The organism is Pseudomonas sp. G3-19 (assembly GCF_054855875.1).
Genome location: NZ_JBMPIQ010000003.1, coordinates 1,080,956 through 1,095,851, shown reverse-complemented (window position 1 = coordinate 1,095,851; position 14,896 = coordinate 1,080,956). Strand labels below are relative to the sequence as shown.

Sequence of the window (14,896 nt, the reverse complement as noted above, 5' to 3'; positions counted from 1 at the left end):
AAAAACTGCGATGGACGGCAGAAGCCTGAACAGCGGCTGTATAAGTGACAGATAAACGATTCGCCAACCGGTTTTTCATGTTCCTTTCACAAAAACCGGCATAACCTTAATTCCCATAGGTTCGGTAGTGGCTATGCCCCAACCTGCCGGGCAAATCGTGAAAAGTCAATCAATCCCCGACGTCATGCTTTTTTTGCCAAGTTATTGATGCAGGAGCGCTTTTCTGTGTCTACGCTGTGGTTGGATCCAACAGTTACGTGAGTCCATCCTTTTATTTTTTGCAATGAGGTGCCCATGAGTCAGGCGTTTCTCCCCTTCTCCCGCCCAAGTATTGGCGATGAGGAAATTGCCGCTGTCGAGCAGGTGTTGCGCTCGGGCTGGATCACCACGGGACCGAAAAACCAGGCACTCGAAGAGCAGTTTGCGCAGTACGTGGGTTGCAAGCACGCGGTGGCCTTGTCTTCGGCCACCGGCGGCATGCACATCACGCTGCTGGCCCTGGGCATCGGCCCGGGCGACGAAGTCATCACCCCGTCGCAGACCTGGGTCTCGACCGCCAACATGATCTCCCTGCTGGGCGCCAAACCGGTGTTTGTCGATGTCGACCGCGACACGCTGATGACCGACGCTGCGCGCATCGAAGCGGCCATCACCCCGCGAACCAAGGCAATCGTTCCAGTGCACTACGCCGGTGCTGCATTCGATCTCGATCCGCTGTATGCCCTGGCCGACAAGCACGGCATCCCGGTCATCGAAGACGCCGCCCACGCCGCCGGCACCCGCTACAAGGGGCGCCACGTCGGTTCGCAAGGCACGGCGATCTTCTCGTTCCATGCGATCAAGAACATGACCTGTGCCGAAGGCGCGATGTTCGTCACCGACGACGAAGCGCTCGCCAGCCGCGTGCGCATGCTCAAATTCCACGGCCTGGGCGTTGACGCCTATGACCGTCTGACCGGTGGCCGCAAGCCGCAGGCGCAAGTGATGGAACCGGGCTTCAAGTACAACCTGGCCGACATCAACGCCGCGATTGCCCTGGTGCAGCTGCAACGTCTGGACGAAATCAACGCCCGGCGCACCGAACTGGCCACCAGCTACCTGCAAAAATTCGAAGGCCTGCCGGTGCAACCGCTGGCCCTGCCCGCCTATGCCCAGCAACACGCCTGGCACCTGTTCATCCTGCGCATCGACAGCGAGCGTTGCGGCATGGATCGCGAAGCCTTCATGAAGGCGTTGCAGGATCAGGGCATCGGCACCGGTATCCATTTCATCGCCACCCACCTGCACACCTGGTATCGCCAGCGTGACCCCGACCTGTACCTGCCAAACACCGAATGGAACTCGGCGCGGCTGTGCTCGATTCCGCTGTTCCCCGACATGACCGGTCAAGACCTTGACCGGGTGGTCGGTGCCATCGCACACATCATGGAAAAACGCCTGTGAAACCTTATCCAATCCGTAGCGTGTCGATCGTCATCCCGGTCTACAACGAACAGGAAAGCCTGCCAGAGCTGCTGCGTCGTACCGAGGCGGCCTGCCGCCAACTGAATCACGATTTCGAAATCGTGCTGGTCGACGACGGCAGCCGCGACGAATCGGCGAACATGCTCGAAGAAGCCGCCGGGCGTGAAAACAGCCCGTTCGTGGCGGTCATCCTCAACCGCAACTATGGTCAGCACGCCGCGATCATGGCCGGTTTCGAACAGTGCAAGGGCGACGTGGTGATCACCCTCGATGCCGACCTGCAGAACCCGCCGGAGGAAATCCCCCGGCTGGTGGCCGAAGCCGAAAAAGGTTACGACGTGGTCGGCACCGTGCGCGGCAATCGTCAGGACTCGGCGCTGCGTCGCTATCCGTCGAAGCTGATCAACCTCGCCGTGCAGCGCTCCACCGGCGTCGCCATGAGCGACTACGGCTGCATGCTGCGTGCCTACCGCCGCACCATCATCGACGCGATGCTCGCCTGCCGCGAACGCAGTACGTTCATCCCGATCCTGGCCAACAGCTTCGCCCGTCACACCACCGAAATCGTCGTGGCCCACGCCGAGCGTGAACACGGCGACTCGAAATACAGCCCGATGCGTCTGATCAACCTGATGTTCGATCTGGTCACCTGCATGACCACCACCCCGCTGCGTCTGTTGAGCATCGTCGGCTTCGCCATGGCCGGATTGGGCGTGCTGTTCGCCGCCGCGTTGATCATCCTGCGTCTGGCCTTCGGTGCCGGTTGGGCCGGTGACGGTACCTTCGTACTGTTCGCCGTACTGTTCGTGTTCACCGGTGGTCAGTTCATCGGCATGGGGCTGCTGGGTGAATACCTCGGCCGCATGTACAGCGATGTGCGCGCCCGTCCACGTTTCTTCATCGAAAAGGTGTTGCGCAGCCAGCCGGCCGATCCGGCCCCTGCCGTCACCGTTGATGGTCTTTCTTCTACCGCTACTTCTTCCACTTCCGATCAGGTTCTCTCATGAGTGCAAAAACTGTTGTCTTCGCCTACCACGATATTGGCTGCGCCGGCATTGAAGCCCTGCTCAACAGCGGCTTTGACATTGCAGCAGTGTTCACTCACGCCGATGATCCGAAAGAAAACGCGTTCTATGCGTCGGTTGCCCAGCTGTGCGCCAACAAAGGCATCCCGGTCCACGCCCCGGAAGACGCCAACCACCCACTGTGGATCGAGCGCATCGCCAAGCTGGACCCGGAGTACATTTTCTCCTTCTACTACCGCAACCTGCTGAGCGAACCACTGCTGGCCCTGGCCAAAAAAGGCGCGTTCAACCTGCACGGTTCGCTGCTGCCACGCTATCGCGGCCGCGCTCCGGCGAACTGGGTGCTGGTCAACGGCGAAACCGAAACCGGCGTTACCCTGCACCGCATGGTCAAGCGCGCTGATGCCGGCGCCATCGTTGCCCAGCAGCGCGTTGCCATCGAGCGCAGTGATACCGGCCTGACCCTGCACGCCAAACTGCGCACCGCCGCCAGCGACCTGCTGCGCGACACCCTGCCGAACATGCTGCAAGGCAAGATCACTGAAACTCCGCAAGACGAATCGAAAGCCACCGTGTTCGGTCGCCGCACCCCGGCGGACGGCAAACTGGTCTGGGCCAAACCGGCAGAAGAACTGTTCAACCTGGTGCGCGCCGTCACCCGTCCTTACCCGGGCGCCTTCTGCGCTGTGGGCGAACACAAACTGATCGTCTGGAGCGCTGAAGTCGTCAAGGGCAACGAAGGTCAGGCGCCAGGTCGCGTGATCAGCGTCGATCCGCTGCGCATTGCCTGCGGTCAAGACTCGCTGGTGATCAACGCCGGTCAGCGCAACGACAACGGTCTGTACCTCAGCGGCCCGCAACTGGCCAACGAACTGGGTCTGGTCGATGGCTCGCTGCTGCGCGGTGCCGAATCCGGTCGTGCGCCACGTCGTACTCGCGTACTGATCCTGGGCGTCAACGGTTTCATCGGTAACCACCTGTCCGAGCGCCTGCTGCGTGACGACCGCTACGAAGTCTACGGTCTGGACATCGGCTCCGACGCCATCGAGCGTCTGCGCAGCCACCCGAACTTCCACTTCGTCGAAGGCGACATCAGCATTCACTCCGAGTGGATCGAGTACCACATCAAGAAGTGCGACGTGGTCCTGCCGCTGGTGGCCATCGCCACCCCGATCGAATACACCCGCAACCCACTGCGCGTATTCGAGCTGGACTTCGAAGAAAACCTGAAACTGGTTCGCTACTGCGTCAAGTACAACAAGCGCGTGATTTTCCCGTCGACTTCGGAAGTCTATGGCATGTGCCAGGACAAGAACTTCGACGAAGACAGCTCGAACCTGATCGTCGGTCCGATCAACAAGCAGCGCTGGATCTACTCGGTCTCCAAACAACTGCTGGACCGCGTGATCTGGGCTTACGGCGCCAAGGGCCTGAACTTCACCCTGTTCCGTCCGTTCAACTGGATGGGCCCACGTCTGGACCGTCTGGATTCGGCGCGTATCGGCAGCTCCCGCGCCATCACCCAGTTGATCCTCAACCTGGTGGAAGGTACGCCGATCCGTCTGTTCGACGGTGGCGAGCAGAAGCGTTGCTTCACTGACATCGCTGACGGCGTTGAAGCCCTGGCGCGGATCATCGACAACGACAACGATGTCTGCAACGGCCAGATCATCAACATCGGCAACCCGGACAACGAAGCCAGCATCCGTCAGTTGGGCGAAGAGCTGCTGCGTCAGTTCGAAGCGCACCCGCTGCGTCACAACTTCCCTCCGTTCGCCGGTTTCCGCGACGTGGAAAGCAAGGCGTTCTACGGTGCCGGTTACCAGGACGTGGAACACCGCAAGCCAAGCATCGCCAACGCCAAGCGCCTGCTGAACTGGGAGCCGACCGTGGAAATGCGCGAGACCATCGGCAACACCCTGGACTTCTTCCTGCGTGAAGCCATGCTCGAAATCGCGGACAAGAAGTAATGCAGGCAGGTCTTCGTATCGATGTCGACACCTACCGTGGCACCCGTGAAGGTGTGCCGCGGTTGCTGGAGATGCTCGACGAGGCGCAGGTCAAGGCAACGTTTTTCTTCAGTGTCGGCCCGGACAACATGGGTCGGCATCTGTGGCGCCTGATCCGCCCGCAGTTCCTCTGGAAAATGCTGCGCTCCAACGCTGCCGGCCTCTACGGCTGGGACATTTTGCTGGCCGGCACTGCCTGGCCCGGCAAACCGATTGGCCGTGATCTCGGGCACCTGATGCGTCAGGCCCGGGACGCCGGTCACGAAGTCGGCCTGCACGCCTGGGATCACCATGGCTGGCAGGCCAACGCCGGGCGCTGGAGCGACGCGCAACTGATCGAACAGATTCGGCGCGGCGTCGACACCTTGAGCGACATCCTCGGCGAAAAGATCCAGTGTTCGGCCGCTGCCGGTTGGCGTGCGGACGAGCGCGTGATCGAGGCCAAGCAGACCTTCGGCTTTCGCTATAACAGCGATTGCCGCGGGCAGAGCCTGTTTCGTCCGCTGCTGGCGGACGGTTCGCTGGGCACTCCACAGATTCCGGTGGACCTGCCGACCTTCGACGAAGTCGTCGGCCCGCACGTGGCGGCGAAGGACTTCAACGCCTTCATCCTCGACCGGTTCCAGGCGCAAGCACTCAACGTCTACACCATTCATGCCGAAGTAGAAGGGATTCTGATGGCTCAGGACTTTCGTCAATTGCTGGCTGATGCACGCCAGCGCAATATTGACTTCAAACCCTTGGGCGACTTGTTGCCCGAGTTTTTCAACACCCTGCCCGTGGGCCGCGTGCAACGCGGTGTGCTCGAAGGCCGTGAAGGCTGGCTGGGAGTGCAAGGCGCATGACCAGACGCTGGGCACTGCCGCTGTTGGTCGGCCTCTGTCTGCTGGCCTATCTGTTGCCATTGAGCACCCATGGCCTGTGGATCCCCGACGAAACCCGTTACGCACAGATCAGCCAGGACATGCTGCTCAGTGGCAACTGGGTGTCGCCGCATTTCATGGGGCTGCGGTATTTCGAGAAACCGATTGCCGGCTACTGGATGATCGCCATCGGCCAGGAATTGTTCGGACAGAACCTGTTCGGCGTGCGCTTCGCGTCGGCACTCAGCACGGCGTTGAGTGTGCTGCTGGCCTACCTGGTCGCGCGGCGGTTGTGGAACGATCCGCGCAAGAGCTTCGTCTGCGCCCTGCTCTACATGAGCTTTACAGTCGTCGCCGGTCAGGCCGGGTATGCCAACCTCGATCCGCAATTCACCTTCTGGGTCAACCTGAGCCTGGTGGCGCTGTGGTTTGCGCTCGACAGCAAAAGCACCGGGCACCGTCTGGGCGCCTGGGCGCTGCTGGGGCTGGCCTGCGGCATGGGTTTCATGACCAAGGGCTTTCTCGCCTGGTTGCTGCCGGTACTGATCGCGTTGCCGTGGATGCTCTGGCAGAAACGCTGGCGTGAACTACTGGTGTTCGGTCCGGTGGCGATCGCCATCGCGATCATCGTCAGCTTGCCGTGGGCGCTGGCGGTGCACGCACAAGAACCGGATTACTGGCGGTTCTTCTTCTGGCACGAACACATCCGCCGCTTTGCCGGTGACGATGCGCAGCACGATGCACCGTGGTGGTTCTACCTGCCGCTGCTGGTTGCATTCAGTCTGCCGTGGGTTGGCCTGTTGCCGACCGCGTTCAAGCAAGCCTGGCAAACCCGGGCCCAGCCGAACATGGTTTTCCTGCTGTTATGGCTGTGGCTGCCGCTGGGCTTTTTCAGCCTGAGCAACGGCAAGCTGCCGACCTACATTCTGCCGTGCCTGTTGCCATTGGCACTGCTGCTGGGCAATGCGCTGGCTGATCGCCTGCGTCTGGAACAAGGTCGGGCACTGGGGATCAACGGTCTGCTGAACCTGCTGCTGGGTGTGGTCACGCTGATCGCACTGGTTTACCTGCAACTGAACAAACCGGTGTACGACCACGAACTGCACAGCCTGGTGCTGGTGTTCATCGCCCTGATCGGCTGGATCATCGCCAACCTGGCGCAAGCGTTCCTGCCGTTGCAGTGCTGGGCGGCGCCGGCGCTGGGCAGTCTGTTACTGGCCGGGATCCTGCCGGCGGCGTTGCCCAAGTCGGTGGTGGCCAACAAAACCCCGGATCAGTTCATCCGGCACCACGTCACTGAACTGTCCGGCGCCACGCACCTGCTAAGCAATGATCTGGGTGCGGCGGCAGCGCTGGCCTGGCGCATGAAACAACCAGAGGTCGCGCTGTACAACACGGTCGGCGAACTCAAATACGGTCTGTCCTACCCGGAAGGCGCTGAACGCCGACTCACCAAGGACAACGTTCAACAATGGGTACGCGAAGCGCGCCGCAGCGGATCGGTCGGTGTGCTGATGCGCGTCAAGGGCCAGGACGAGCTCGAAGAGCTGGATCTGCTGCCCAAGGACGGTACCCGTTACGAATCGGGCAATCTGGTGATCATGGTGCTGCCCAAGGATCCGTCATGAGTTGGTTGCTGTTACTGACGGCGTGTCTGCTGACGTGCCTGGGGCAAGTCGCGCAGAAATTCGCCGTGGAGAGCTGGCGCGGCGTTGATTCGTCCTGGGCCGACAAACTGCGTTCGCCATGGTTGTGGCTGGCGCTGTTTTCGCTGGGTAGCGGGCTGCTGGTCTGGCTGCTGGTGTTGCAACGTCTTGAAGTGGGCATCGCTTACCCGATGCTCAGCCTCAACTTCGTGCTGATCACCCTGATCGCCCGCTTCGTCTTTCGCGAGCCCATCGACCGTCAGCATTGGCTGGGCGTGGCGCTGGTGATCGGCGGCGTGGTTTTGCTGGGGCAACAGTCATGAACCAGGCTCGTGGAATCGGATTTGCTCTGGGCAGCGTAATGCTGGTCAGTGGCGCCCAACTGGGCATGCGCTGGAGCATGACGCGCCTGCCGCAACCGGAACAATGGCTGACGGCGCTGAGCGCCGGCAGTGTCGATCTGTCGGCAATGGCCGTGGTGGTGGCGGCGATTTTCGCCTACGCCCTGTCGATGCTCTGCTGGCTCGCGGCATTGCGCGATCTGCCGCTGGGCCGGGCTTATTCACTATTGAGCATCAGCTACGCGCTGGTGTACCTGCTGGCGGCCAGTCTGCCGCTGTTCAACGAATCGTTCAGTTTCACTAAATCGCTGGGCGTGGCACTGGTCATGCTCGGGGTCATCACTATTAACACTCGTCCGTCTCGTGCGCCCGAATTCAGGAGTGCTCCATGAAAATCACAGTATTTGGTAGCGGTTATGTCGGCCTGGTGCAGGCCGCCGTGTTGGCCGAAGTCGGTCACGACGTCGTGTGTATGGACATCGATCAGAAGAAAGTCGAACTGCTGCGTCAGGGTCACGTCAGCATCTTCGAACCGGGCCTGTCGAGCCTGGTGCGCGAAGGCCTGGACTCCAGCCGCCTGCATTTTACCTCCGATGAAAAACTTGCCGTACAGCACGGTCGTGTTGCGTTCATCGCCGTCGGTACACCGTCCAGCGAAGACGGATCGGCCGATCTGAAATACGTGCTGTCGGTGGGTGACGCCGTGGCGCGCCATCGTGAGCAGCCGCTGATCCTGGTGGAGAAATCCACCGTACCGGTCGGCACCGGCGACACCCTGCGTGCACACATTCAAGCCGCACTGGACAAGGCCGGTCGTGAGCTGCAGTTCGATATCGTCTCCAACCCGGAATTCCTCAAGGAAGGTTCGGCGGTGTCCGACTGCCGTCGTCCGGACCGCATCGTCATCGGCTGCGAAGGTGACGAAGTGCGCGATGTGATGCGCGACCTGTACTCGCCATTCAACCGCAACCATGACCGCATCATGTTCATGGACCTGCGCAGCGCCGAGCTGACCAAGTACGCCGCCAACTGCATGCTGGCGACCAAGATCAGCTTCATCAACCAGATCGCCGAACTGGCCGAACACCTGGGCGCCGACATCGAGTCAGTCCGTCAGGGCATCGGTGCCGACACGCGCATCGGTTACCACTTCATCTACCCAGGCTGCGGTTACGGCGGTTCGTGCTTCCCGAAAGACATGCGCGCGCTGATCCACAGTGCCGAACAGGCGCATTGCTCCAGCGACCTGCTGCAAGCGGTCGAAGCGATCAACGAGCGGCAGAAGCACAAGCTGTTCGACCGCATCAATGCGTTCTACAAAGGTGATCTGCGCGGCAAGACCTTCGCCCTGTGGGGCCTGGCGTTCAAGCCAAACACCGACGACATGCGCGACGCGCCGAGCCGTGTACTGCTCGATTCGTTGTTCGCCGCTGGCGCCAGCGTTCGCGCGTTCGACCCGGAAGCGATGCAGGAAACCCAGCATCTGTATCCGAACGAAGAAAAACTGATGCTGATGGGCACTCCGGAATCGGTGCTGGCGGGTTCCGATGCGCTGATCATCTGCACCGAATGGCAGCAGTTCAAGGCGCCGGATTTCGACCTGATCGAGCAGCGTCTGAAAGCCCCGGTGATCTTCGACGGCCGCAACCTGTACGACGCCGAGCGTCTGGCGCGCAACGGCTTCAAGTACTTCCCGATCGGCCGAGGTGATTCGCGCAAACTGCCGATCCCGTTGCAACAGTGGCCTAACAAAGCGGACGTCGCTTGATCACGTTGTCGCCTGTCATCCGCCGGCAGTCCCTGATCGCAGGGCTGCTGGCGCTGTTGCTGTTCATAGCCGGGGTTTACGGACAGGCTCCCATTGGCTTCGATTCACGGTTCGTACTGTTTGCCCAGGAAATGCTGAGACACGGGCCGACCGTATTCCCGACCACATACGGTCAACCTTACGCCGACTATTCAGCGCTCTCGACGCTGTTCATCTGGCTGTTGTCGTTGCCCTTCGGCGCGATCAACACCCTGACGGCATGGCTGCCGAGCGCGATTGCCGGCGGCGTGATCGTGACGTTGATGTATCGGTTGCTGGCGGTGCATTCGCAACGCTGGGCCCTGATCAGCATCGCGCTGTTGATGCTCACCAGTACCTTCGTCACCGAAGTGCGCGCGGTGTCGCAAGACCTGATGCTCGCCGCCGTGGCGCTGTCGGTGTTTTACCTCGGCTACGCACACGACCACTTCGGCTCGCGCCGGCGCTGGCCGCTGATCTTTGTCCTGCTGTTGCTGGGCTTCGGGATTCGCGGGCCTATCGGCCTGGTGGTACCGACCGGCATGCTCTGCAGTTACTACCTGCTCAACCGTGAGTGGAAACGCCTCTTCGTGTTCGGCGTGATCGCTTCTGTGTTACTCGCAGCGTGTGTCAGCCTGCTGTTGTGGCTGGCGAAACTCAGCGGTGGCGAAGCCTTCCTGCAGGACGTGATCCGCATGCAGTTCATGGGGCGCATGGACGGCAGTGAGGGCGTCAGTGGTTCGCTGTATTACTTCACCAGCTCCATCGGCAACTACGCACTGGCGTATCCGCTGGCGATTCTGGCGTTGGCCGCGACCTGGCTGAGCAAGCCGCATCAGCGCAGGCCGGCCTTGCGTCTGGTGCAATACTGTGCGGCCGCCGGGCTGATCGTCATGGTCGGTCTGTCGATTCCACAGGCGAAGAAGGCGCGTTACCTGCTGCCGATGTTGCCGATGGCGGCGATCATCGCGGCGTACCCGTTTCAGGTGCTGCACGGACGAGTGTTCCGCGTATTGCGTGGGGTAATTCAAGGCATTTGGCTGGTGACACCGGGGCTGTTGATGGTGGCCCTGCTGGTTGCCAAGCGCCGTTTTCCCGAGCAGCTGGACGGCATCACCCTGGTGCTGGTCGTGCTCGGCGTTCTGCAATTGCTCGCGTTGTCGCGCCTGATGGTCCCGCGCTGGCGGGCCGAAGTGTTGGCGCTGTGCTCGGTATTGGCGTTGTGGACGGTGTATGCCGCGGTGTTCGAACCGGTAGAGCGACGTCTGTACGACACGCAGGCCTTCAGTCGTGCTGCCTTCGCGCAGGTGCAGCAGAACCCGGCACCGCTGGTGCTGCACGGCATGGGCAAAGACGCCAAGGCGATCAAGTTCATGGTCAACGTCGAGCAGGACCTGCAACCGCAGTTCACCGAAACAGTCCAGCAACTCGAAGCCCTCAAGGGCCCGGCCTGGCTGATGATGGACAGCAAGGACCTGCAATCGCTGCAAGGAACCTCGCTGGCCAGCCTGCAACCCGTGCTGACGGGGCGTTTCGACAAGAACGATTACGTGCTGTTGTATCTGAAGCCCTTGTAGGAACTGATTGAGGCTGCGATCTTTTGCGCTTTCAGGAAAAAGATCGCAGCCTGCGGCAGCTCCTACAGGGATTTTTACCATGAGTTTTGTTGTACGCCGGGCGCGGCAGAATGATGCCGCCGCCCTCCCCGCCATCGAACGCTCGGCCGCCGAGCTGTTTCGCACAGATCCGACCCTCGCCTGGCTTGCCGACACCGACGTGGCCAGCGCCGCGCAACACCGCCATGCCATCGACAATGCACACGTCTGGGTCGCCGAAACCACCTCGGCGCAACTCGCAGGGTTTATCCGCGCGCTGGATTTCGACAACTTGCTGCACATTGAAGAACTGTCGGTCAGCCTCGCGTTTCAGGGACAAGGCGTGGGCCGTCAACTGCTGCTGGCCGCGATTGAACATGCCCGCCGTGAGCAAGTGCGCGCGGTGACCCTGACCACGTTTCGCGACGTGCCGTGGAATGCGCCGTTTTATCAGCGGATGGGGTTTGTGGAAGTCGCGTCCGGTGAGCATGAAGCGCATTTGCTCGACGCTTTGCAGAAAGAAGTCGAGCATGGTTTTGCCACCGAACGCCGCTGCGCCATGCACCTGCCCCTCTATTGATAACACTGCAAATCCCCTCTGTGGGAGCGGGCTTGCTCGCGAAGGCGGTGTGCCCGCTGATAACGATGCTGGATGTGCCGGCCCCTTCGCGAGCAAGCCCGCTCCCACACGGATTTGCGGTGTGTCAGGTTGACCGCTGAGCGGGACCCGGTGAGGATGACAACGCCGCCCGCGCATTCTGAAATAAGGACATTGACCTCTTCGTGGCCACCTACTCCCGCCTGATCCGCCGACTGATGATCACCTCGCTGAGCATCGTCATCAGCCGCGCCCTGATCAGTCCGCTGCTGACCCTGTTCCTCAGCAACAAACTGGGCCTCAACCCGCAGGACGTCGGTCTGCTGTTGGGCATCGCCGTGTTCAGTGCCACGCTGTTGTCGCTGTACGGCGGCTACATCATCGATCGCCTCGACAAGCGTCAGCTGTTGATCCTGACCATGCTCTCCAGCGGTGTCGGCCTGATGCTGCTGACCTTCGCGCAGAATCTGTACCTGGTCACGCTGGTGTTGATCATCAGTGAAACCGCCTCTGCGCTGTTCCTGATCTGCTCCAAAGCGATGCTCAGTGAAAACCTGCCGGTCGGCCAGCGGGTCAAGGCGTTTTCGCTGAACTACACGCTGACGAATATCGGCTACGCCGTCGGCCCGATGATCGGCGTGGTGATTGCCGGGGTTCAGCCTTCAGCGCCATTTATCGTCGCGGGGCTGATTGCCGCTGGCAGCGTTTTTCTGCTGCTGGGCGTGTCCCGCGAGGCCAGTCCGGAGTCGCAGGCCAGCCCCCCGCAGAGTTTCCTGAACACCCTGATCATCCTGAAAAACGACCGCACGATGATCCTGTTTACCCTCGGTTGCTTGCTCAGCACCCTGGTTCACGGGCGCTTCACCCTGTACCTGTCGCAGTATCTGCTGGTGACCCACACGCAGCAGCAGACCCTCGATACCATGGCTGCCTTGCTCGCCTGCAACGCGATCACGGTGATCCTGCTGCAGTACCAGATCGGGCGCTTTCTCAAGCGTGAGCATCTGCGCTACTGGATTGCCGGCGGCACCGCGTTGTTCATCGTCGGTCTGATCGGCTTCAGCATGGCCGACAGTCTGGTCGGCTGGTGCGTGGCGATGTTCATCTTCACCCTCGGCGAGATGATCATCTATCCGGCGGATTTCCTCTTCGTCGACACCCTCGCTCCCGAAGAGCTGCGCGGCAGTTACTACGGTGCGCAGAACCTCGCGGCACTGGGCGGTGCGCTGAGTCCGGTGATGTGCGGGTTCCTGCTGATGCACACGCCGGCGCCGAGCATGTTCTACGCCCTGAGCGCTCTGGCGGCGTTGGGTGGGTACTTGTGTTTCGTCAGTGGACGCCGCGTGGCGATAATTCAAAAATAATGCACTGAAGCAGCATTTATATGAATTTGTCAGCATCGACTTTGCACGGCACACTGTGCGCGTTCCTCCCCCAATAGTTGGAACGCTTCGAGGACTTTCCGAAACGGACAAGTCCTTTTTTTTGCCCCGAATTTACTGCAAGGACCCGATTCACATGCTCGCTCGCTGGTTGCCCGCCGCCATCAACACCCGCCCCACCGAATGGAGCCGCGCCGCGATCGGCATGGCGCTGGGCACCTTGTTCAGCGTCTGGGCGTGCAGTCAGGTGTTCGGCATCGAGGTCGCGTACCACCTGATCGGGCCGTTGGGCGCCTCGGCCGTGTTGCTGTTTGCCGTGTCTTCCGGCGCACTCGCGCAACCCTGGTCGATCATCGGCGGCTACCTGTGCGCCAGCGTGGTCGCGCTGTTGGTGGCCCACGTCCTCGGTCGCACCTTGGGAAGCGCCTGCCTGGCGGCGGGCATGGCGCTGATCCTGATGTGCTGGCTGCGTTGCCTGCATCCACCGGCCGGCGCCTTGGCGCTGACGCTGGTACTGGCCGATCCGGCCACCATCGCCATGGACTGGAAAGCCATGGAACCGGTGATGCTCGCCGCCGCCTGCATGCTGCTCAGCGCGCTGGCCTACAACAACCTGACGCGCATCCGCTACCCGAAACGCGCGGCCGAGCCAGCGCCGGCACTGGTGCCGGTGGATAGCCAGGCCATTACCGCTGAGGATTTGAAACTGGCATTGGCCGACATGGAAGCGTTTATCGACGTCACCCCCGAAGACCTCGAACAGTTGATTCATGCCAGCGAACTGCACGCCAAACGCCGCAGCATCGGCGAAGTCTTCACCCGATAACCACCTGCATCATTGTGGCGAGGGAGCTTGCTCCCGCTCGGCTGCGCAGCAGTCGTAAACCCGTGGTGTCGGGCCGCTTCGCAACCCGGCGGGAGCAAGCTCCCTCGCCACAAAGGCAATCCTCAACCTGCTGCAAAAACGCAAACTCCCCCTGCACATATCCCGGTTGTACACGGCAAATTTGCACTGTTACGATCCGTCAACGCTCGCGCGCGAGCTTCTCGAATAAAGACAATAAAAGCAGGGAGTTAGTGATGACTGCTCAGGCTTCATCCCCGCGGACGCCGTCCATGGATGCCACGCCAGACGAAGTGCTGGCCGAGGTTCGCAATCACATCGGTCACCTGACCCTCAACCGCCCCGCCGGTCTCAACGCCATCACCCTCGACATGGTTCGTCAGTTGCAGCAGCAACTCGATGCCTGGGCGACTGACGCCAGCGTGCACGCCGTGGTGCTGCGCGGTGCCGGTGAGAAGGCGTTCTGCGCCGGTGGCGATATCCGTTCGCTGTACGACAGCTTCAAAAGCGGCGACACGCTGCACGAAGATTTCTTCGTCGAGGAATACGCCCTCGACCTGACGCTACATCACTACCGCAAACCGGTGCTGGCCTTGATGGACGGTTTTGTCCTCGGCGGCGGCATGGGCCTGGTCCAAGGCGCGGATCTGCGAGTGGTCACCGAAAAGAGCCGGCTGGCGATGCCGGAAGTGGCGATCGGGTATTTCCCCGATGTCGGCGGCAGCTATTTCCTCTCACGGATTCCCGGTGAACTGGGGATCTATCTGGGCGTCAGCGGCGTGCAGATTCGCGCGGCCGATGCGTTGTACTGCGGGTTGGCGGACTGGTTTGTCGACAGCAGCAAACTGTCGAGCCTCGACGAACAACTCGATCACCTGGAATGGCGCGACACGCCGCTCAAGGATCTGCAGGGCCTGCTGGCGAAAAACGGCGTGCAAACCCTCGCCGATGCGCCGCTGGAGAAACTGCGCCCGGCCATCGACCATTTCTTCGCCCTGCCGGACGTACCGAGCATCGTCGAGCAACTGCGCGCAGTCACCGTCGCCGACAGCCATGAGTGGGCGACTACCACGGCCGATCTGCTGGAAACCCGCTCGCCACTGGCGATGGCCGTGACCCTGGAGATGCTCCGTCGCGGTCGGCACTTGAGCTTGGAACACTGTTTCGCCCTCGAACTGCATCTGGATCGCCAGTGGTTCGCACGCGGCGACCTGATCGAGGGCGTGCGCGCCCTGCTGATCGACAAAGACAAGACACCACGCTGGAACCCGCCGACCCTCGCTGCGCTGGACGCCGGGCATGTCGCGAGTTTCTTCCACGGCTTTACTGAGAGCGGGAGCTGA

13 protein-coding genes are annotated in these 14,896 nt (G+C 61.4%); all 13 read left to right on the top strand.

Annotated features, from left to right (window positions below):
• Positions 1-294 precede the first annotated feature (294 nt).
• The 13 genes from arnB (at position 295) to ACOYXI_RS04970 (ending at position 14,896) form a co-directional block, all read left to right on the top strand.
• Positions 295-1,443, top strand: a complete 1,149-nt coding sequence (gene arnB, locus ACOYXI_RS05030; protein ID WP_461674456.1) for a UDP-4-amino-4-deoxy-L-arabinose aminotransferase — start codon at positions 295-297, stop codon at positions 1,441-1,443.
• Complete coding sequence (gene arnC, locus ACOYXI_RS05025; RefSeq protein ID WP_098963997.1) at positions 1,440-2,471, top strand: undecaprenyl-phosphate 4-deoxy-4-formamido-L-arabinose transferase; 1,032 nt, start codon at positions 1,440-1,442, stop codon at positions 2,469-2,471. The genes arnB and arnC overlap by 4 nt, the downstream gene beginning before the upstream one ends.
• Positions 2,468-4,459 carry a bifunctional UDP-4-amino-4-deoxy-L-arabinose formyltransferase/UDP-glucuronic acid oxidase ArnA gene (arnA, locus tag ACOYXI_RS05020; RefSeq protein ID WP_003224731.1) on the top strand — a complete coding sequence of 664 codons (1,992 nt, stop codon included), beginning with the start codon at positions 2,468-2,470 and terminating at the stop codon, positions 4,457-4,459. Before arnC ends, arnA begins: the two co-directional genes overlap by 4 nt.
• On the top strand, positions 4,459-5,343 hold the full coding sequence (gene arnD / locus ACOYXI_RS05015) for a 4-deoxy-4-formamido-L-arabinose-phosphoundecaprenol deformylase (RefSeq protein ID WP_098963996.1): 885 nt from the start codon (positions 4,459-4,461) through the stop codon (positions 5,341-5,343). The genes arnA and arnD overlap by 1 nt, the downstream gene beginning before the upstream one ends.
• Positions 5,340-6,989 carry a lipid IV(A) 4-amino-4-deoxy-L-arabinosyltransferase gene (gene arnT / locus ACOYXI_RS05010; protein WP_183785028.1) on the top strand — a complete coding sequence of 550 codons (1,650 nt, stop codon included), beginning with the start codon at positions 5,340-5,342 and terminating at the stop codon, positions 6,987-6,989. Before arnD ends, arnT begins: the two co-directional genes overlap by 4 nt.
• Positions 6,986-7,330, top strand: coding sequence for a 4-amino-4-deoxy-L-arabinose-phosphoundecaprenol flippase subunit ArnE (arnE, locus tag ACOYXI_RS05005; protein WP_097089729.1), 345 nt, complete (start codon positions 6,986-6,988; stop codon positions 7,328-7,330). The genes arnT and arnE overlap by 4 nt, the downstream gene beginning before the upstream one ends.
• Positions 7,327-7,740: a 4-amino-4-deoxy-L-arabinose-phosphoundecaprenol flippase subunit ArnF gene (arnF, locus tag ACOYXI_RS05000; protein ID WP_183785023.1), complete on the top strand. Its 414-nt coding sequence runs from the start codon at positions 7,327-7,329 to the stop codon at positions 7,738-7,740. Before arnE ends, arnF begins: the two co-directional genes overlap by 4 nt.
• Positions 7,737-9,116: a UDP-glucose dehydrogenase family protein gene (locus tag ACOYXI_RS04995; RefSeq protein WP_134786348.1), complete on the top strand. Its 1,380-nt coding sequence runs from the start codon at positions 7,737-7,739 to the stop codon at positions 9,114-9,116. Before arnF ends, ACOYXI_RS04995 begins: the two co-directional genes overlap by 4 nt.
• Complete coding sequence (locus tag ACOYXI_RS04990; protein ID WP_461674455.1) at positions 9,113-10,711, top strand: ArnT family glycosyltransferase; 1,599 nt, start codon at positions 9,113-9,115, stop codon at positions 10,709-10,711. Before ACOYXI_RS04995 ends, ACOYXI_RS04990 begins: the two co-directional genes overlap by 4 nt.
• Before the next feature lie 79 nt (positions 10,712-10,790).
• Positions 10,791-11,309, top strand: a complete 519-nt coding sequence (locus ACOYXI_RS04985; RefSeq protein ID WP_461674454.1) for a GNAT family N-acetyltransferase — start codon at positions 10,791-10,793, stop codon at positions 11,307-11,309.
• Positions 11,310-11,512: 203 nt separating this feature from the next.
• Positions 11,513-12,691, top strand: a complete 1,179-nt coding sequence (locus tag ACOYXI_RS04980; protein ID WP_461674453.1) for an MFS transporter — start codon at positions 11,513-11,515, stop codon at positions 12,689-12,691.
• A gap of 154 nt (positions 12,692-12,845) precedes the next feature.
• Entirely contained in the window at positions 12,846-13,535 is a 690-nt protein-coding gene (locus tag ACOYXI_RS04975; protein WP_204894680.1) for an HPP family protein, read from the top strand.
• 254 nt (positions 13,536-13,789) lie between these two features.
• Positions 13,790-14,896, top strand: coding sequence for an enoyl-CoA hydratase/isomerase family protein (locus ACOYXI_RS04970; RefSeq protein WP_134786343.1), 1,107 nt, complete (start codon positions 13,790-13,792; stop codon positions 14,894-14,896).